19 protein-coding genes are annotated in these 19,030 nt (G+C 55.6%); 9 read left to right on the top strand and 10 right to left on the bottom strand.

Features of this window, described 5'->3' with window-relative positions; genetic code table 11:
* Window positions 1-79 precede the first annotated feature (79 nt).
* A complete protein-coding gene (gene mlrA / locus ABGB15_RS07805) occupies window positions 80-820 on the top strand; it encodes an HTH-type transcriptional regulator MlrA (protein WP_152084397.1) in 741 nt (246 codons plus the stop codon).
* Between the two features lie 69 nt (window positions 821-889).
* Window positions 890-1,003 carry a protein YohO gene (locus ABGB15_RS07800; RefSeq protein ID WP_010433613.1) on the top strand — a complete coding sequence of 38 codons (114 nt, stop codon included), beginning with the start codon at window positions 890-892 and terminating at the stop codon, window positions 1,001-1,003.
* Here the strand turns inward: ABGB15_RS07800 and ABGB15_RS07795 are convergent.
* The 5 genes from ABGB15_RS07795 to bglX all read right to left on the bottom strand — a co-directional run bounded on the left by ABGB15_RS07795 (window position 978) and on the right by bglX (window position 7,173).
* On the bottom strand, window positions 978-1,715 hold the full coding sequence (locus tag ABGB15_RS07795) for an ABC transporter permease (RefSeq protein ID WP_152081610.1): 738 nt from the start codon (window positions 1,713-1,715) through the stop codon (window positions 978-980). The genes ABGB15_RS07800 and ABGB15_RS07795 overlap by 26 nt on opposite strands.
* Window positions 1,699-2,649 (bottom strand): ABC transporter ATP-binding protein, encoded by a 951-nt coding sequence (locus ABGB15_RS07790; protein ID WP_215722348.1) that lies wholly within the window; start codon window positions 2,647-2,649, stop codon window positions 1,699-1,701. Before ABGB15_RS07790 ends, ABGB15_RS07795 begins: the two co-directional genes overlap by 17 nt.
* Window positions 2,642-3,799, bottom strand: a complete 1,158-nt coding sequence (locus tag ABGB15_RS07785) for an ABC transporter permease (RefSeq protein ID WP_215722349.1) — start codon at window positions 3,797-3,799, stop codon at window positions 2,642-2,644. The genes ABGB15_RS07790 and ABGB15_RS07785 overlap by 8 nt, the downstream gene beginning before the upstream one ends.
* A 12-nt stretch (window positions 3,800-3,811) precedes the next feature.
* Window positions 3,812-4,729, bottom strand: a complete 918-nt coding sequence (locus tag ABGB15_RS07780) for an ABC transporter substrate-binding protein (RefSeq protein ID WP_215722350.1) — start codon at window positions 4,727-4,729, stop codon at window positions 3,812-3,814.
* 146 nt (window positions 4,730-4,875) lie between these two features.
* Entirely contained in the window at window positions 4,876-7,173 is a 2,298-nt protein-coding gene (bglX, locus tag ABGB15_RS07775; RefSeq protein WP_152081614.1) for a beta-glucosidase BglX, read from the bottom strand.
* 189 nt (window positions 7,174-7,362) lie between these two features.
* Here bglX and dld point away from each other — a divergent pair, with 189 nt between their 5' ends.
* Together dld and ABGB15_RS07765 are read left to right on the top strand one after the other, a co-directional pair.
* Window positions 7,363-9,111 carry a D-lactate dehydrogenase gene (gene dld, locus ABGB15_RS07770; RefSeq protein WP_215722351.1) on the top strand — a complete coding sequence of 583 codons (1,749 nt, stop codon included), beginning with the start codon at window positions 7,363-7,365 and terminating at the stop codon, window positions 9,109-9,111.
* Window positions 9,112-9,223: 112 nt separating this feature from the next.
* Entirely contained in the window at window positions 9,224-9,778 is a 555-nt protein-coding gene (locus tag ABGB15_RS07765) for a GNAT family N-acetyltransferase (RefSeq protein ID WP_152081616.1), read from the top strand.
* A 104-nt stretch (window positions 9,779-9,882) separates the two neighbouring features.
* On the opposite strand, the gene pbpG is transcribed toward ABGB15_RS07765, so the two are convergent.
* The gene (gene pbpG, locus ABGB15_RS07760; protein ID WP_215722352.1) at window positions 9,883-10,806 is read right to left on the bottom strand and encodes a D-alanyl-D-alanine endopeptidase; all 924 of its coding nucleotides are present in this window, start codon (window positions 10,804-10,806) and stop codon (window positions 9,883-9,885) included.
* Window positions 10,807-10,973: 167 nt separating this feature from the next.
* Window positions 10,974-11,561, bottom strand: coding sequence for a Yip1 family protein (locus ABGB15_RS07755; protein ID WP_152081618.1), 588 nt, complete (start codon window positions 11,559-11,561; stop codon window positions 10,974-10,976).
* Between the two features lie 157 nt (window positions 11,562-11,718).
* Between ABGB15_RS07755 and ABGB15_RS07750 the strand changes: the two genes are divergently transcribed.
* Window positions 11,719-12,294, top strand: a complete 576-nt coding sequence (locus ABGB15_RS07750) for a DedA family protein (protein WP_215722353.1) — start codon at window positions 11,719-11,721, stop codon at window positions 12,292-12,294.
* A gap of 25 nt (window positions 12,295-12,319) precedes the next feature.
* Here ABGB15_RS07750 and ABGB15_RS07745 read toward each other — a convergent pair whose 3' ends face one another.
* The 3 genes from ABGB15_RS07745 to dusC form a co-directional block, all read right to left on the bottom strand.
* On the bottom strand, window positions 12,320-13,084 hold the full coding sequence (locus tag ABGB15_RS07745) for an SDR family oxidoreductase (protein ID WP_152081620.1): 765 nt from the start codon (window positions 13,082-13,084) through the stop codon (window positions 12,320-12,322).
* Between the two features lie 50 nt (window positions 13,085-13,134).
* Window positions 13,135-14,553, bottom strand: a complete 1,419-nt coding sequence (gene mdtQ, locus ABGB15_RS07740; RefSeq protein ID WP_215722354.1) for a multidrug resistance outer membrane protein MdtQ — start codon at window positions 14,551-14,553, stop codon at window positions 13,135-13,137.
* 344 nt (window positions 14,554-14,897) lie between these two features.
* Window positions 14,898-15,833 (bottom strand): tRNA dihydrouridine(16) synthase DusC, encoded by a 936-nt coding sequence (gene dusC / locus ABGB15_RS07735; protein ID WP_152081622.1) that lies wholly within the window; start codon window positions 15,831-15,833, stop codon window positions 14,898-14,900.
* Between the two features lie 168 nt (window positions 15,834-16,001).
* Here dusC and ABGB15_RS07730 point away from each other — a divergent pair, with 168 nt between their 5' ends.
* From ABGB15_RS07730 to sanA, 4 genes are all read left to right on the top strand, one after another.
* Window positions 16,002-16,400, top strand: a complete 399-nt coding sequence (locus tag ABGB15_RS07730) for a CidA/LrgA family protein (RefSeq protein ID WP_152081623.1) — start codon at window positions 16,002-16,004, stop codon at window positions 16,398-16,400.
* Entirely contained in the window at window positions 16,397-17,092 is a 696-nt protein-coding gene (locus ABGB15_RS07725) for a CidB/LrgB family autolysis modulator (RefSeq protein ID WP_152081624.1), read from the top strand. The genes ABGB15_RS07730 and ABGB15_RS07725 overlap by 4 nt, the downstream gene beginning before the upstream one ends.
* A gap of 128 nt (window positions 17,093-17,220) precedes the next feature.
* Window positions 17,221-18,105: a cytidine deaminase gene (cdd, locus tag ABGB15_RS07720; protein ID WP_215722355.1), complete on the top strand. Its 885-nt coding sequence runs from the start codon at window positions 17,221-17,223 to the stop codon at window positions 18,103-18,105.
* A 125-nt stretch (window positions 18,106-18,230) separates the two neighbouring features.
* A complete protein-coding gene (sanA, locus tag ABGB15_RS07715; protein WP_020690132.1) occupies window positions 18,231-18,944 on the top strand; it encodes an outer membrane permeability protein SanA in 714 nt (237 codons plus the stop codon).
* Window positions 18,945-19,030: the final 86 nt, after the last annotated feature.

The raw sequence follows: 19,030 nt of genomic DNA, 5'->3' as shown, positions 1-19,030 counted from the left end.
TCAAAAAACGGACAATTCTTCCTGGTTCGGCAAAGTGGGTCTACAGTTAAGCTGGGGACGCGCAAGCCAGGGGGCGAATATGGCGCTGTACACGATAGGTGAAGTGGCACTCCTTTGTGATATCAATCCCGTTACGCTACGGGCGTGGCAGCGACGGTATGGTCTACTCAAACCGCAGAGAACGGACGGCGGCCACCGTCTTTTCAATGATGCGGATATCGATCGAATCCGTGAGATCAAAAGCTGGATTGACAACGGCGTTCAGGTCGGCAAAGTGAAATCGCTGCTCAGCCAGGATGACCCTGACACACAACATCTCTGGCGCGAACAGCAGGAAACCCTCCTGCGCCTCCTGCAGGCCGGTAACCTGCAGCGCCTGCGTGGGTGGATCAAAGAGCAAGGGCGAGACTATCCGGCGCAAACCTTGATCACGCATCTTTTTATCCCGCTACGTCGCCGTCTGCAGTGTCAGCAGTCCACCTTGCAGGCGCTGCTCAGCATGCTCGACGGCGTGCTCATTAACTATATTTCCGTCTGTCTTGCTTCAGCGAGAAACAAGAGCGGCAAAGATGCGCTGGTTGTCGGCTGGAACGTTCATGACACCACGCGTCTGTGGCTTGAAGCCTGGATCGCCACCCAGCGCGGCTGGCGCGTGGACGTTCTGGCGCACTCTCTCGCCCAGCTAAGGCCTGAGTTGTTTGACGGACAAACGCTGCTGGTCTGGTGTGGCGAAGTCCCGTCCGCGTCGCAGCAACAGTTGCTGACGGAGTGGCGTGAGCATGGTTATCCGGTTTATCCGCTTGGCCCAAATGAACCGTAACGGCATTTAATGGTTCATTAACAGCTGCGCTTCACCGTATAATTGTTCCGTTAACAACAGGAGCACATGATGAAGGCAACGAAACTGGCCGTAATTACCCTTTTTGTTCTGATGGCCGTCAGCGGTATCGGCGGCGTGATGCTGGCAGGTTACTCGTTTATTGTTCGTGGCGGTGTCGGCTGAGGTACACAGCCAGGCGCTCAAACAGGCGATCGACAACAATCGCCGCCAGCGCAACCAGTATCGCCCCCTGTACAATGTAAGCCGTATTAAACCCGCTTAAGCCGATAATAATTGGCGTTCCCAGCGTGTTTGCTCCCACCGTTGAGGCAATGGTCGCCGTCCCGATGTTAATGATCACCGAGGTACGGACCCCGGCCAGGATAACGGGCGCAGCCAGAGGCAGCTCAACTTTACGCAGCCGCTGCCAGGCGCTCATTCCCATGCCTTCTGCCACGCTCAATACCGATGCAGGAACGGCCGCAATCCCGGCCAGCGTGCCCTGAAGAATGGGCAGGACGCCGTACAAAATCAGCGCAATAATGGCGGGCTCCTGACCAAAGCCAATCACCGGAACGGCAATCGCCAGCACCGCTACCGGTGGAAATGTCTGGCCGATCGCCGCAATGGTTTCCACCAGCGGTCGAAACTCACGGCCTGAAGGACGCGTCACCGCAATCCCCGCCCCGACACCCAGCGCAATGGCAATAACGCTTGAGAGCGCCACCAGCCAGAAGTGCGCCAGCGTGAGATTAATAAAACTCTCCTGCTGGTAGACCGGACGCGGCAGGCCAGGAAAAAGCGAGCTAAACAGCGCCGCACTGTGTGGCATCAGGAAAAGTAAGGCGATAAAAACGCCAGCCAGCCAGAGTAACGGATCACGCACCCACTTCACGCCTCACCTCCCCGGCAAGCAAATCACGAAAATGTAGCGTACCGCATGGCGTGCCCTGCTCGTCAGAAACAGGCAATTCCTCGCATTGATGCGCAACAAACGCCGACAGCGCATCGCGCAAGCTCATCTGCTCCCGTAGTGGTTCGCCACTCACCTGAGAACCCTGTCGACGCATATAATCGCCCACGGTGCGCAGAGAAAGCAGCCTGACGCCCAGCTCGCTGTGACCAAAAAACTCGCGCACAAAATCGTTCGCCGGATGAGTGAGTAGCTCAAGCGGCGTTCCCTGCTGGACCACTTCGCCGTGATCCATCAGCACCAGATGGTCAGCAAGGCGCAGCGCTTCATCGATATCGTGGGTGACCAGAATAATAGTGCGACCCAGAATACGGTGAATGCGCGTCATCTCCGTCTGCAATGCACCACGTGTGACCGGGTCCAGCGCGCCAAACGGCTCATCCATCAGCAACACCTGCGGATTAGCAGCCAATGCACGCGCCACCCCGACCCGCTGCTGTTGCCCGCCGGAAAGCTGGTGCGGGTAGCGATCGCGCAACGCAGGCTCTAACCCCAGCAGCGCCATCAGTTCGTCGATCCGATCATGAATGTTAGCCTGTGACCATTTTTCCAGCTGCAGCACGGTGGCGATGTTTTGCGCGACCGTCCAGTGTGGAAACAGGCCGATGGACTGGATGGCATACCCCATGCGGCGGCGCAGCTCCAGTACCGGCAGGCTACGGATCTCTTCTCCGGCAAAACGAATCAACCCGCTGTCGTGCTCCACCAGCCGGTTGATCATCTTCAGCGTGGTCGATTTCCCCGAACCGGACGTGCCAATCAGCACGGAAAACGCCCCCTCGGCAAAATGCAGGTTCAGGTGGCTCGCCGCCGGGCGGCCCGCAAAGGTTTTACTCACATCGTGAAATTCAATCATTGGCTCTCCCTCTGAGCAACGCGAGCCATAAGGCAAACAGCGCATCAAGCACCACCGCCAGCGCGATGGTGGGCACCACGCCCAATAACACCAGATCCAGCGCACTGCTGAGCAGTCCCTGGAATACCAGCGCACCAAAGCCACCTGCACCGATCAACGCCGCGATCACCGCCATCCCCACGGTTTGCACCGTCACCACTCGCAGGCTACGCAAGAGTAACGGCAGCGCAAGCGGAAGCTGAATTTTCCAGAAACACTGCCGCGCGCTCATTCCCATCGCCTGGGCGCTTTCCAGCACATCCGGCGCAACCTGGCTTAAGCCTGCCACCACGCCGCGCACCAGCGGTAACAACGCATACAGCACCAGGGCGATCAGCGCAGGCGTTAACCCGGTCCCGGCAATGCCTATCGTTCCCAGCGCAGGAAACGATTTCACCAGCCCTGCCAGCGGTGCAATCAGCAGGCCGAACAGCGCAACGGAAGGAATGGTCTGAATGATATTGAGAACCGTAAAGACGCCATCCTGACGGGCGGGATGGCGATAGCACCACATGCCCAGCGGTACGCCTAACAGTAGCGCGGGGAAAAGCGTACCGAAGAGGATCGTCAGATGCTGTACCAGCGCACCGTCAAACACATCCTGGCGGTTGGTGTACTCTTTTAACAGCGAAAGATTATTCAGCTCACCGCTAAACAGCAGCACTAACGGGATACACCAGATTTGTGCGTTCAGTAACCAACGCCAGACCGACCCCGTCATCAGGCGGCGGATCGCATCGCTACAGGCCAGCAGACACAGCGCCAGCCAGAGCCACAGGCCGCTGCCTACAGAGGTACGCGCAAGCGGGCTTTCGACAGACGTCATATGCGTCGCCGCCTGCCCTGCGCTCCAGAACAGCGCAATAAAGAGCACTTCGCAGAGCAGAAGCGTCAGCCATTGCGCCGCGCGCGTTGACGAGAACGATAAGGCGACCACAACAGCGAGCGTTACGCCCAACGGCACCGGCATAAACGACCAGATCTGCCAGAGCGCGCGCCCTTCGCCCGACATCAGGCGGTTAGGCGCGACATTCACAAACGGTAGCGCAACCGCTGCAATGGCCACGCAGGCCAACAGCAGCAGTACGCGGTTATGACATTTTATTGGCACAGCCCTGTCCTGTTACTTCACAAGCCCTTGTTGTTTCAGGAAGTCGGCCGCCACTTTTTTGGCATCCAGTCCCTCAACGGCAATGCTGGCATTCAGCTGTTGCAGCGTTTTCTCATCCAGCTTTTCAAAAACCGGTTTGAGCCATTCAGCAATATCCGGGTACGCTTTCAGCACCGCTTCGCGCACCACCGGCGTTGGGGCATAAATCGGCTGAACGCCTTTCGGATCGGTTAACGTCTGCAGACCCAACGCCGCCACCGGGCCATCAGTACCGTAGGCCATCGCCGCATTGACGCCGGAGGTTTGCTGTGCCGCCGCTTTGATGGTCACCGCGGTATCACCACCTGCCAGAGAGAGCAACTGTGCCTGGTCGAGTTTGAAATCGTAGGCTTTTTCAAACGCGGGCAGCGCGTCAGGACGTTCGATAAACTCAGCGGACGCCGCAAGTTTGAACTCACCTTTCTCTTTGATGTAGCGGCTGAGATCCTCAAGCGAGGTCAGCTTACCTTTTTCGGCAACGTCCTTGCGCACCGCAATGGTCCAGGTATTGTTGGCAGGCGCTGGCGTCAGCCAGACCAGCTTGTTCTGCTCAGCATCCAGCTTTTTGACTTTCTCATATCCTGCTTTGGCATTTTTCCACACCGGATCGTTTTCATCTTTGAAGAAGAAGGCCCCGTTACCGGTATATTCCGGGTAGATATCCAGCTCGCCGGAGGTAATCGCCCCACGCACGACCGGCGTGGTGCCAAGCTGAACTTTATTGACCGTTTTCACGCCGTGGCTTTCGAGCACCTGCAAAATGATATTGCCGAGTAATGCCCCCTCGGTATCAATTTTAGACCCTACTTTCACCGGCTCTGCCGCCTTCAAAGGCAAGCTCAGCGCCGCCAGTAACGCCGCAGAACCTAAAATCCCCTTTTTAATCGTCATTCCGCTGTCCTCGTTTTTTTGTCGCCTTTTTCAGAGGCTTGAGAGAAAAGCGTAGCTTAAAACGGCGGATTTAACCGTCAAAATGCCTTTTTAGCATAAGATAAGACACATCCCCCGGCTGGCGGGGGATGGAGTGGAAGGAAAGGTTACAGCAGCTCGAACTCACCTTTATTGACGCGGGCAGAATCCACGCCGATAAAGACATTAAACTTGCCTGGCTCGGCGTCGTATTTCATCTGCTGGTTCCAGAATTTCAGTGCGTCCACGTCAATCGGGAAGCTGACGGTTTTAGTTTCGCCAGGCTTGAGGTCCACCTTCTCAAAACCACGCAGCTGTTTCACCGGACGGCTCATGGAGGCGGTCACATCCTGAACGTACATCTGAATCACCGTTGCCCCTTCACGTTTACCGGTGTTGGTCACATCCACACTGGCGGTGACCTTGCCGTCACGCTTCATCGTTGGCGCTGACATTTTCACGTCAGAGACCTTAAAGGTGGTGTAGCTCAGGCCGTAACCAAACGGATACAGCGGGCCATTGGCTTCATCGAAGTAGCGCGAAGTGTACTTGTTCGGCTTATCGGCATTGTAAGGACGGCCGGTATTCAGGTGGCTGTAGTACACCGGGATCTGCCCGACGGAGCGCGGGAAGGACATCGGCAGCTTGCCTGACGGGTTGTAATCACCAAACAGCACATCGGCAATGGCATTACCGCCTTCTGTCCCGGCGAACCAGGTTTCCAGAATCGCATCAGCCTGCTGGTTTTCTTTCACCAGCGCCAGCGGGCGACCGTTCATCAGCACCAGCACCAGCGGTTTGCCGGTCGCTTTCAGCGCAGCAATCAGATCACGCTGGCTTTGTGGAAGGGTGATATCGGTACGGCTGGAGGCTTCGTGCGCCATGCCCTGCGCTTCACCAACGACGGCCACGACGACGTCAGACTGCTTCGCCGCGTTCACCGCTTCGTCAATCATCGCTTTCGCCGGGCGCGGATCGACCTTCACCGCTTCCTCGTACTGATTGAGGAAAGTAACGATATCGTTATCGTTAGTGACGTTCGCTCCTTTGGCGTAAACCACTTTCGCGTTTTCCCCGACCGCGTTTTTAATCCCGGTCAGCACGGTCACGGACTGGTCGGCCACGCCTGCCGCAGACCAGCTCCCCATCACGTCACGCTTGCTGTCGGCCAGCGGGCCAACCACGGCAATGGTGCCGGATTTCTTCAGCGGCAGCGTCTCCAGGCGGTTTTTCAACAGCACCAGACTTTCGCGCGCCACGTCGCGGGCTTCTTTACGGTGCAGTCGGCTTTCCGCGTTGGTATCCACCGGGTCTGACCCTTTCGGCCCCAGGTGGCTATACGGATCGTTAAACAGCCCCATGTCATATTTCACATTCAGCACGTGGCGCGTCGCGTCGTCCAGCTCCGCCATCGTTACCTTGCCGCTCTTCACCAGCCCCGGCAGGTATTTGCTGTAGTATTCGTCGCTCATGCTCATGTTGATGCCGGACTTGAGCGCCACGCGCACCGCGTCTTCCGGGTCGGAGGCGGTACCGTGCTTAATAAGCTCCTTAATCGCGCCGTGGTCAGAAACGGTGATGCCCTTAAAGCCCCACTGGTCGCGCAGCACATCTTTCAGCAGCCAGGAGTCAGACGTCGCGGGTGTGCCGTTGAGTGAGTTCAGCGCGACCATCACCGCGCCACTGCCCGCGTCCAGCCCCGCTTTGTACGGCGGCATGTAATCGTTGAACAGACGCTGCGGGCTCATGTCGACGGTGTTGTACTCTTTACCGCCTTCAACGGCACCGTAGGCCGCGAAGTGTTTGACGCTGGTCATCACCGAGTAGCGATCTGCCGGGCTCTTGCCCTGCATCGCTTCCACCATGGTTTTTCCCATCGTGGCGGTTAAATACGTATCTTCGCCAAAGCCTTCCGAGGCACGGCCCCAGCGCGGATCGCGGGAGACGTCCACCATCGGTGCCCAGGTCATGTTCAGGCCGTCGTCTGCTGCTTCATAGGCAGAAACGCGCCCGACGGTTTTCACCGCGTCGAGGTTAAAAGAGGAAGCGAGTCCGAGGCTGATCGGGAAGACAGTACGCTGGCCGTGCAGCACATCATAGGCGAAGAAAAGAGGAATTTTCAGGCGGCTGAGTTCCATCACCTGATCCTGCATTTTGCGGATATCCGGGCGGGTGACCGTGTTAAAGATCGCGCCAACCTGTCCGTCTTTGATCATCTCACGGATGGCCTCTTTCGGGTTATCCGGGCCGACGCTTATCAGGCGTAACTGGCCGATTTTCTCATCGACCGTCATCTTTTTGAGCAATTCCGTGACAAACGCATCCCGTGCTTCAGGCGTGAGCGGGTGATTGCCAAATAAATCCTCTGCCAGCGCAGGTTGCAGCGCCAGGCTAACGGCGACACCTACAGAACATAGCCATTTCATGTCGTTTTACTCTCTCATCAATAACCGCCGGAAGAACTCGGCCAGACCGTGCGAAAAGCGCAGTGTGCCACAAACCCTCTGAACGTTGCAGGGTTATTCTCTGATTTTTCTCATGAATATTAGACCGCTTAAGGGTTAATCGCGCTATGCTTTACAGCGAGAAATTTGCCCCACCACAAGGAGTGGAAGATGTCTTCTGTTCGAACTGACGATAACAACGCATTTATTAACGAACTGTCGCGCCTGGTTGGTCACTCTCACCTGCTTACCGACCCGGCCAAAACCGCCCGTTACCGCAAGGGCTTTCGTTCCGGCCAGGGCGACGCGCTGGCGGTGGTATTCCCCGGCACGCTGCTGGAGCTGTGGCGCGTACTGAGCGCCTGCGTCGTCGCCGATAAAATTATCTTAATGCAGGCCGCCAATACCGGCCTGACCGAAGGTTCAACGCCAAACGGCAATGATTACGATCGCGACATTGTCATCATCAGCACCCTGCGCCTCGACAAACTGCACCTGCTGGACAAAGGTGAACAGGTGCTCGCCTTCCCCGGCACCACGCTTTATTCGCTGGAAAAAGCGCTTAAGCCGCTGGGGCGTGAACCGCATTCTGTGATCGGCTCCTCCTGCATTGGTGCGTCGGTGATTGGCGGGATCTGCAATAACTCCGGGGGCTCGCTGGTGCAGCGCGGCCCCGCTTACACCGAGATGTCGCTCTACGCCCGTATCGATGAAAACGGCAAGCTGACGCTGGTGAACCATCTGGGTATCGATCTGGGCGTCACGCCAGAACAGATCCTCAGCAAACTCGACGATGACCGCGTGAAGGACGAAGACGTTCAGCACGATGGCCGCCACGCGCATGACCACGACTACGTGACCCGCGTGCGCGATATTGAGGCGGACACGCCTGCGCGTTATAACGCTGACCCGGACCGCCTGTTTGAATCCTCCGGTTGTGCGGGCAAACTTGCGGTCTTTGCCGTGCGCCTCGATACCTTCCCGGCCGAGAAAAAGCAGCAGGTGTTTTATATCGGCACCAACCAGCCTGAAGTACTGACCGAAATTCGACGTCATATTCTGGGCGAATTCACCCATCTGCCGGTGGCAGGCGAGTATATGCACCGGGACATTTACGACATCGCCGAACGCTACGGGAAAGACACCTTCCTGATGATCGACAAGCTCGGCACCGACAAAATGCCGTTCTTCTTCACCATGAAGGGGCGCACCGACGCCATGCTGGATAAGGTGCCGCTGTTTAAGCCACACTTTACTGACCGCTTCATGCAGAAACTGGGCAATGTCTTCCCGGCACATTTACCGGAGCGAATGAAGACCTGGCGCGACAAGTATGAACACCATCTGCTGCTGAAAATGGCCGGGGACGGCATTGCCGAAGCGCAAACCTGGCTGACCGAATTCTTCAAAACCGCCGACGGGGATTTCTTTGCCTGTACGCCTGAAGAAGGGAGCAAAGCCTTCCTGCACCGTTTCGCGGCTGCGGGTGCGGCCATTCGGTATCAGGCCGTTCATTCCGAAGAGGTGGAAGACATTCTGGCGCTGGATATCGCTCTGCGTCGAAACGATACTGAATGGTTTGAACACCTGCCGCCGGAGATCGACAGCAAGCTGGTGCACAAGCTCTATTACGGCCATTTTATGTGCTACGTTTTCCACCAGGATTACATCGTCAAAAAAGGCGTCGACGCGCATGAGTTGAAAGAGCAAATGCTCGCCCTGCTGCGCGAGCGCGGCGCACAATATCCTGCGGAACATAACGTCGGTCATCTGTATAAAGCGCCAGAGACACTTAAGCGGTTTTATCGCGAAAATGACCCTACAAACAGTATGAATCCCGGCATTGGTAAAACAACGCGGAAGAAATACTGGAAAGAGAGTGCCGAAACCGAGCAGCACAATACGCAAGCCTCTGATTGAAGCACACCGTCATATTTAAGAGATTGTTAAGCGCGTCTCAAACGTAATAGAGTAATTGCCTGTTGCCGGAGAAACCTTTCTCCGGCCTTCAATGATGAGGAGCAGGCACATCATGTCGGCAGTAGAGGCGTTATCCGAAACCGAAGTGGAAGTGCGCGATGCCCTTCCTGACGATGTGCATGCCATCTCGGCCATCTATGCCTGGCATGTGCTCCATGGTCGCGCATCGTTTGAAGAAGTTCCCCCCACCGTTGACGAAATGCGTGAGCGTTTGAAAAACGTGACCGGAAGCGGTTTACCGTGGCTGGTTGCGCTGTATCGCGGCATCGTCGTAGGCTATTGCTATGCCACGCCCTATCGCCCGCGTCATGCCTATCGCTATACGCTTGAGGAGTCCATTTATGTGGATGCCAGCACCACCGGACGCGGTTTTGGTACGGCGCTGATGGATGCCCTGATTGCACGGTGTGAGCAAGGTCCCTGGCGGCAGATGATTGCTGTGGTCGGTGACGGAAACAATAACGCGGGCTCGTTACGGCTGCATAAAAAACATGGCTTCGAGGTTGTCGGTCAGTTGCGCAGCGTAGGCTACAAGAAGGGGGACTGGCGGGATACGTTGATCATGCAGCGTCCACTCAACGATGGTGACTGGACGCTGCCGGAGTAGGCACTTTCGCCCGGTGGCGCTTCGCTTACCGGGCCTACGTGTCGGGCTGCTTTAGGGCCGTAGGCCGGGTAAGGCGAAGCCGCCACCCGGCACAGACAGGCGACTCAGTCGTTTTGTGCCGTCGCCATCTGTTCCGCTTTCTGCTTTTTATACGTCAACGCAGCGGCCGGAACCGGTTGCACTTTCCCGGTCTCAATCCAGGTACGCAGACGGCTGGCATCCGCAAAATGGGTATATTTGCCGAAGGCATCCATCACCACCAGCGCCACCGGCTTACCGTTAAACACGGTGCGCATCACCAGGCAGTGTCCTGCCGCATTGGTAAACCCGGTTTTGGTTAACTGGATATTCCAGTTTTCACGGTAGACCAGATGGTTGGTATTGCGAAACGGCAGCGTATACGCAGGATTCGAGAATGTCGCCATATCTTCACGCGTGGTACTGAGCTGGCCAATCAGCGGGTACTGTTTGCTGGCAATCAGCAGCTTCGTCAAATCCCGCGCCGTAGAGACGTTATGGATCGACAGGCCGGTTGGCTCAACGTAATGCGTGTTAGTCATACCCAGCGATTTAGCCTTAGCGTTCATCGCCCGTATAAACGCGTCATAGCCGCCCGGATAGTGGTGAGCCAGGCTCGCCGCTGCGCGGTTTTCTGAGGACATCAGCGCCAGCAGCAGCATATTTTTACGGCTGATTTCACTGTTCAGACGCACGCGAGAGTAGATCCCTTTCATCTCAGGCGTATGGCTGATATCCACTTTCAGCTTTTCATCCAGCGGCAGTCGTGCATCAAGCACCACCATCGCGGTCATTAATTTGGTAATCGAGGCGATTGGACGCACCAGATCCGGGTGGCTGGCGTAGATCACCTTATTGGTATTTAGATCAACAATCATCGCGCTACCGGAAGCGATTTGCGGTTGGGTAGCGGCGGTGGTCACCGCGGGCGTTTTGGCCATCGCTGGCGCGGCAACAGATGCCCCCAGGATAAGCGCAAGGCTAAGTAATGAAACTCGGAATTTCAGCATGGTGAGACTTCTGATAATTATTCACGCACGTAATGACGTACACCGCCTGTGTTAACGGACAATCACAGGCTGGCTTTGGCATCATAGCGGTGACCGTGCGTTGTCGCCAGCGGATAATCGTGAACAGATGCTGCATTGCTGGCATTTACGCCAGCAATGCAGTGAGCTTAAAAGAGACGGTATCCATAACCCCAAAGAATAACCGTCAGCGCCAGTAGCGCCTCCAGGACCAGCACGCCGATGGCGAGCGTTGAGCTGGAGAAGCTCAGGCCCTCTTCTTTATTGATATTCAGGAAGGTGGGTACTCCCAGATACAGCAGATAGCCTGTGTAAAAGAGAGCGACAGTACCGATCAGCGCGCACAACCAGACCAGTGGATAAAGCGCAACAATACCGCTTAAAAACAGCGGGGTCGCGACATATCCGGCAAAGACCATACAGTGTGCCAGCGACGGGCGTTGTGGGTAATTACGTGCCATCCAGTAAATGACGCGCCCCATAACCGCCACCCCTGCCAGCATCAGGCCATAAAACAGAATGGCGAGGTATAAACCCGTAAACCAGGAGAGCTGAACGACGGTGCCATCACCAAAGTTCCAGCCGATTTGTGTTGTACCAATAAACGCGCAGATCACCGGCACCGCAGCCATCAGCAGCACATGGTGCGTATAGTGATGCGCGACCGTTTCATTCTCGTTTCTGATGACCTGCATTTCACGGTCGGGATGGGAGAAGAGTCCCCAGACATGGTTCATAACGCCCCCTTGTTGTCGGCCCGTCAGCGATAGTGTAAGTATAATGCAGAGGTTAGATTATTTTCTGTACAGTGGGAAATTTCCGTTGATTGCCGCGATATTTATTCATGAGGTATATGATTAAGGCAGGCATGTGTAGGGAGATTAGGCTTACTTAATGGATATCAACGGTCTTATTGAACAATACGGATACGCTGCGCTGGTGATCGGTAGCGTGGCAGAAGGTGAAACCATTACGCTTTTAGGCGGTGTCGCCGCGCATCAGGGATTGCTGAAATTTCCTCTGGTGGTCGCTGCGGTCGCTCTCGGTGGCATGATTGGCGATCAGTTGCTCTACTTTCTGGGCCTGCGTTTTGGACCCACGCTTTTAAAGCGTTTTGCGAAACATCAAAAGAAAATCCGCCGTGCGCAACGGCTTATCCAGCGTAATCCTTACCTTTTCGTCATTGGCACCCGCTTTATGTACGGCTTTCGGATTATCGGGCCAATTCTGATTGGTGCCAGCCGCTTACCGCCCAAACTATTTCTGCCGCTCAATATTATTGGCGCAATTGCCTGGGCGCTTATCTTTACCACGCTCGGCTACGTGGGTGGGGAAGTGATTGGCCCGTGGCTACATAACCTTGATCAGCATATTAAACACTGGGCGTGGTTGATTCTGGTGGTTGTGGCGGTGATTGGGGTAAGGCTTTGGCTCAGGCATCGTGAGAAGACGCGGCGGGATGAAGGGTAAGTGCGCGACGCACTTACCCTTCACTCTACCCTGCTGGCTTAAACTGCGGGTTTGCCAGCATAAATCCGCCATCGACAATAAACGACTGTCCGGTGGCGTAACTGGCGTCGTTGTCACACAGCCATGCCACCAGGCTGGCAATCTCTTTGGTGTGTCCCGGTCTTGCCAGCGGGATTTCTGGCATCGATCCCGCCTTTACTTCGCTGTCGTCCATATCATTCATCGGGGTGGCTATCGCGCCAGGGGCAACGGCGTTCACCAGAATTTTATGCTCCACCAGTTCAAGCGCCATCGATTTGGTTAACCCTCCCAGCGCATGTTTGGCTGCCGTATACGCACTCGCCTCCGGAAGGGGCGTGTGTTCATGCACCGAAGTGATATTCACTATGCGGCCCCCTTCTCCTTGTTTCACCATCTGACGTGCCGCGATTTGTGAACAGAGAAACGCGCCGTCGACATCCACGGTAAAAATGCTCCGCCAGTCGTCAAACTTCATATCCAGAAATGGGGCTTTGGTCATCGCGCCAGCATTATTGACCAGCACATCCAGCCGACCAAAACGCCCGATAAGCGTTTCAATCGCCTTCGCGCCTTCTGGCAGCGCGCTTAAATCAAGCTGGATAGCTTCTGCCCGCTGCCCCAGCGCTTCAACCTCGCGACACGTCTCCAGCGCCCCTTTTTCGTCAGAATGCCAGGTGACGCCGACATCAAAACCCCGCTCAGCCAGCATCAGCGCCGTGGTTTTGCCAATCCCCGAATCAGATGCGGTAACAATTGCCACTCTGGTCATACTCACCTCCTCAATATCATCAAAGAGGTAAGTATAGATAATGACCGTTTTTACCCGTGATGATAGCCGCCGCCCAGCGCAGAAGTGAGCTGTAGCGTAGCGTCCACATACTGCCCTTTGAGCATGATCCCGGCGATGTGTTCTTTTAATGCCGGAATTTTGGCTTCGCTGACGCGTGAGCCAGCAATGATTCCCGCGCTAAAGCGAGCCTGTGCCAGCGCAACCACGCGCGCGGCATCTTTTTCCACCTGCTGTTGCTGCTGATTTTTGGCCGTCAGCGTTTCGACTTCACTGGCCGTCCGCGCAACCTGGTTCACGGCATCCACCACGGCTTTGTTGTAGTTCGCTACCGACAGATTGTTCTGAGCCTGGGCAATATCAAGGTTCGCATTCAGCCTGCCGCTGTCGAAAATCGGCAACGTTAACCCGGCAGTGACGCCCATTTGTTGCGCAGAAGAGCGGAACAGGTCGCTCAGATGCAGAGCATCCTGTTGTAAGAATGCCATCAGATTGATATCCGGGTAGAAGGCTGCTCTGGCGGCCTCGACGTCGCTCATGGAGGCTTCGATATACCAGTGTGCTTCCTGTAAATCAGGACGACGAGCCAGCAACTCATAGCCGAGCGTGGTCGGTAACGACGCTTCTGTAGCAGGCAGTGCGTGGCGCGAAAGTTTCATTGTCGGGGACTGGGTCAGCGCCGCCAGGCGCGCCTCCACCGCTTTCATTTTGCCGTTCACTTCTGCCAGCTGTTCATCCGTCTTGCTGGCATTGATATCGGTTTCGACACCTTCAACGGAGGAGGTAATACCGTGCTGATACAGTTCCCGGTCGGCGTGGATGATATTTTCCTGCTCCCGTTTGATCTCTGCCAGAACATCACCCACAGCGGCCTGGGTTTGCCAGTCCCAGTAAAGCCGGGCCACGCTGCTGGCAAGCAGTTGACGGGTCTGTTCCAGCTCCGCTTTTTGTGCATTCACCTTGCCGATTCTTGCTTCTACCTGGTCCCGGTTTTTCCCCCACAGATCCAGATCCCAGCCTGCCGTCAGTCCAAATGTGCCGTTGGTGTACCACGGTCCGGTGGTTCCCGCCGCAGGATCGGTGATAGCAAACGGCCCCATCAGCCCTTCTGCCGACATCTTCTGGCGCTCCGCGTCAGCAGAAAAGTCGATCTGCGGGCCGTCAGCAGCCATCGCAGCTTTTGCCTGTGCTTCTGCCAGGGTAATGCGTTGCCGCGCAATTTGCATATCCGGCGCATCATTCAGGGCTTTTGCAATCAGCGAATCAAGCTGGGGATCGTTATACGCTTTCCACCACTCATTTTTCGGCCAGTCAGTGTGGCTCAATTGTGTATTAACAGACGTTGCGACGGCTTGCGTTTGTACGGGTGAGACAGTGGCATGTTCAGGCGCGCACGCCGACAAAATGAAAACAACGGGAGCACTCAGAGATAAAATAAGAGAACGTTTCATTACGGCATTACCAAAAAAATAAAGGCGCACGTTACGCCCGATATCGTTATTTTTTTTAGTAACGCGTGGCAATCAGCAATTTGTCATACATTTACACAATCAGAAAAATATTTTCTTTAAGAATCAGTTAATTAAATTCATTTATTGTGATTATGAATTGTTAACGTGAAGGGCTGCTACACTTAATATCGATAACCAGACGCAGGAGAGCCGAATGAAAATATTATTGTGGGTAATTTTAATTATTTTTCTGATAGGGCTGTTAGTGGTGACGGGTGTATTCAAGATGATTTTCTGATTTATTTGCCCGGCACTTTACCGGGCAAATTCAAAGAAATGCCCCTTCAGCGTTTTGCCTGGATAACGCGCGCAATATCAGCAGACGTCTGCAGCGTGCGGATCTCCTGAAATAAGCCCAGTGCCTCGCTGTACTCTTTACGCAAATAACTTAGCCACTGTTTAATACGCGCAACGTGATACAAACCCGTATCGCCCTGCTTTTCCAGACGACTGTATTTTTGCAGCAGTGTCACCACCTCATGCCACGGCATACGCGGCGCGTTATATTTCACCACCCGGCTGAGGTTCGGCACGTTCAGCGCACCGCGACCTATCATCACCGCATCGCAGCCCGTCTCTTTCAGGCACGCCTGCGCGCTTTCGTAATCCCAGATTTCGCCATTGGCAATAACCGGAATGGTGAGCCTTTTGCGGATCTCACCGATCGCCTGCCAGTTAATGCGATCGGCTTTGTAGCCATCTTCTTTGGTGCGGCCATGTACTACCAGCTCTGTTGCCCCGGCCTGCTGCACCGCATCGGCAATTTCAAACTGGCGCGCGTCGCTGTCCCAGCCCAGGCGCACTTTGACCGTCACCGGCAGATGCGACGGCACGGCTTCACGCATCGCCTTCGCGCCACGGTATATGAGTTCAGGATCTTTCAGCAGCGTTGCCCCGCCGCCGCTGCCGTTGACCAGCTTCGACGGACAACCGCAGTTGAGATCGACACCGTAAGAGCCCAGCTCGACCGCGCGGGCGGCGTTTTCCGCCAGCCACTCCGGATACTGACCTAATAACTGGATGCGCACCAGCGTACCGGAGGTGGTTCGGCTCTGACGGTGCAGCTCCGGGCAGAGTCGGTAGAAAGACTTTACCGGCAACAACATATCGACCACGCGCAAAAACTCCGTCACGCAGAGATCGTAATCGTTCACCTCGGTCAGCAGCTCGCGCACGAGAGAATCGAGCACGCCTTCCATTGGGGCCAGCAAAACACGCATAAGATTACCTGTGAAAAAAGACGCGCTATAGTAGCTGCTCTCCAGGCATGAGGAAATACCCGACGTTCCATTTGGGAATGTCTGGTATGCTCAAAATTCATGATGTGATCCGTGGCACATTTCCGGGTTTAATTGTATGATGAATGCGTTTCATCAAGGACTTTAATCATGAGCAAATCACTGAATACTCTCTGGCAATATCTGCGCGCATTCGTCCTGATTTATGCCTGTCTTTACGCCGGGATCTTCATTGCTACCCTGCTGCCCATCACCATTCCTGGCAGCATTATCGGGATGTTGATCCTGTTTGTGCTCCTGGCGCTGCAAATTCTGCCCGCAAAATGGGTTAACCCTGGCTGCTTCGTTCTCATCCGCTATATGGCGCTGCTGTTCGTGCCCATCGGCGTGGGCGTGATGCAATATTTCGATTTGCTCAAAGCGCAGTTCGGCCCGATTGTCGTCTCCTGCGCGGTCAGTACGCTGGTGGTTTTCCTGGTGGTGAGCTGGAGTTCGCATCTGGTACATGGCGAACGTAAAGTGGTCGGGCAGAAAGGAACAAAACAATGATGGCCAATATCTGGTGGTCGCTGCCGTTAACGCTGGTGGTGTTCTTCGCCGCTCGTAAACTTGCGGTACGCTTCAAAATGCCGTTGCTGAACCCGCTGCTGGTCGCGATGGTGGTGATCATTCCTTTCCTGCTGCTCACCGGCATTCCCTATGAGCGTTACTTTGCCGGGAGCAAAATTCTCAACGACCTTTTGCAACCTGCCGTTGTGGCGCTGGCGTTTCCTCTTTATGAGCAACTGCACCAGATCCGCGCCCGCTGGAAGTCCATCATTACTATCTGTTTCGTCGGCAGCCTGGTGGCGATGATCACCGGAACATCGGTGGCTCTGCTGATGGGAGCGTCGCCACAGATTGCCGCCTCCATCCTGCCAAAATCGGTCACCACGCCTATCGCAATGGCCGTGGGTGGCAGTATCGGCGGTATTCCGGCGATAAGCGCTATGTGCGTGATTTTCGTCGGGATTCTGGGTGCGGTATTTGGACATACCCTGCTGAATGCGATGCGTATCCACACGAAAGCCGCGCGCGGCCTGGCAATGGGCACGGCGTCGCATGCTCTGGGCACCGCGCGTTGCGCTGAAACAGATTATCAGGAAGGGGCATTTAGCTCGCTGGCGCTGGTGATTTGCGGGATCATTACCTCTCTGATTGCTCCGTTCGTGTTCCCGGTTATTCTGGCGGTGGTGGGCTAAAATTTGCGATGCGTCGCGCAAATTTCATTTTGATTTCATAAGTTGCATAAACAATGAGAAGTGGATCACATATAAAGCCGTAACGGCTCCGTACACTACCGATCCATTAACCTTTAAGAGGCAACGCCATGCATCCACGTTTTCAATCTGCTTTCGCCCAGCTTGCAGAGAATTTGCAATCAGCCCTGGCTCCGGTTCTGGCGGATACGCATTTCCCCGCCCTGCTGACGGCCGGGCAGGTCGCGACGCTTAAACAAGCAACGGGACTGGACGAAGACGCGCTGGCTTTCGCACTGCTGCCGCTGGCTGCCGCCTGCGCGCGCGCCGATCTCTCCCACTTTAATGTCGGCGCAATTGCACGCGGCGTGAGCGGGACATGGTACTTCGGCGGAAACATGGAGTTCCTGGGTGCGACCATGCAGCAAACCGTCCATGCGGAACAAAGCGCCATCAGCCACGCCTGGCTGCGCGGTGAAAAAGCGCTGAGCGCCATTACCGTAAACTACACGCCCTGCGGTCACTGCCGTCAGTTTATGAATGAGCTGAACAGCGGTTTGCAGCTGCGCATCAATCTGCCAGGCCGCGAGCCGCATACGCTGGGCGATTATCTGCCGGACGCCTTCGGGCCGAAAGATCTGGAGATCAAAACGCTGCTGATGGACGACCAGAACCACGGCTTTGCCCTGTCCGGTGATGAGCTGAGCCAGGCGGCCATTACTGCCGCAAATAAAAGTCATACCCCGTACAGCAAATCGCCAAGCGGCGTGGCGCTGCAGTGTCGTGACGGCCGTATCTTCACCGGCAGCTATGCAGAAAACGCTGCGTTTAACCCGACGCTGCCTCCGCTGCAGGGTGCCCTGAACCTGTTGAGTCTGAACGGCTATGACTACCCGGATATCCAGCGTGCCATTCTGGCAGAAAAAGCCGATGCGCCGCTGATTCAATGGGACGCCACCGCCGCCACGCTGAAAGCGCTGGGCTGCTCGACCATCGACCGCGTACTGCTTGCGTAAATTTCCGGCGGGCAGAAATGCCCGCCGACTGATGAAAAACCCTTCAGTTGATTCGCTGTTTCTTGCGCTAACCAGGCGGGTAAAGTAGCCTGAGTTAAATTTCACCTCAGGTATGAGCCATCTGCATGTTAAAGCGCGTTTTTTACAGCCTGTCTGTCCTGGTCGGCATACTGCTGTTGATCGTGCTGGGTCTCGACCGGTGGATGAGCTGGAAAACGGCCCCTTATATCTTCGATGATCTTCAGGACCTGCCCTACCGTCAGGTCGGCGTCGTACTTGGCACCGCCAAGTATTACCGCACCGGCGTGATCAACCAGTATTATCGCTACCGTATTCAGGGCGCGCTGAATGCCTATAACAGTGGCAAGGTAAATTACCTGCTGCTGAGCGGCGATAACGCGCTGCAAAGCTATAACGAACCCGTGACGATGCGAAAAGATCTGATTGCCGCAGGCGTCGATCCAGCGGATATCGTGCTGGATTATGCCGGGTTCCGCACTCTGGATTCCATCGTGCGTACCCGTAAAGTATTCGACACGAACGATTTCATTATTATTACTCAGCGCTTCCACTGCGAGCGCGCGCTGTTTATCGCGCTGCATATGGGCATCCAGGCCCAGTGCTATGCCGTGCCGTCGCCTAAGGATATGCTGAGCGTGCGTGTGCGTGAGTTTGGCGCGCGGTTTGGCGCGCTGGCAGATCTGTATATCTTCAAACGCGAACCGCGCTTCTTAGGCCCGCTGGTGCCCATTCCGGCGATGCATGAAGTGCCGGAAGATGCCCAGGGTTATCCGGCGGTAACGCCAGAGCAGTTGCTGGATATACAGAAGAAGAAATAGCGTTGCCAGGCGCATTACCCCACCTAAAACAGAACACGTCCTGTAGGCCCGGTAAGCGCAGCGCCACCGGGCAGAATTACGCACCG

This window comes from Enterobacter sp. MALB-1, assembly GCF_041021625.1.
Lineage (GTDB): Bacteria > Pseudomonadota > Gammaproteobacteria > Enterobacterales > Enterobacteriaceae > Enterobacter > Enterobacter oligotrophicus.
This window is presented reverse-complemented; position numbering and strand designations above follow the sequence as displayed.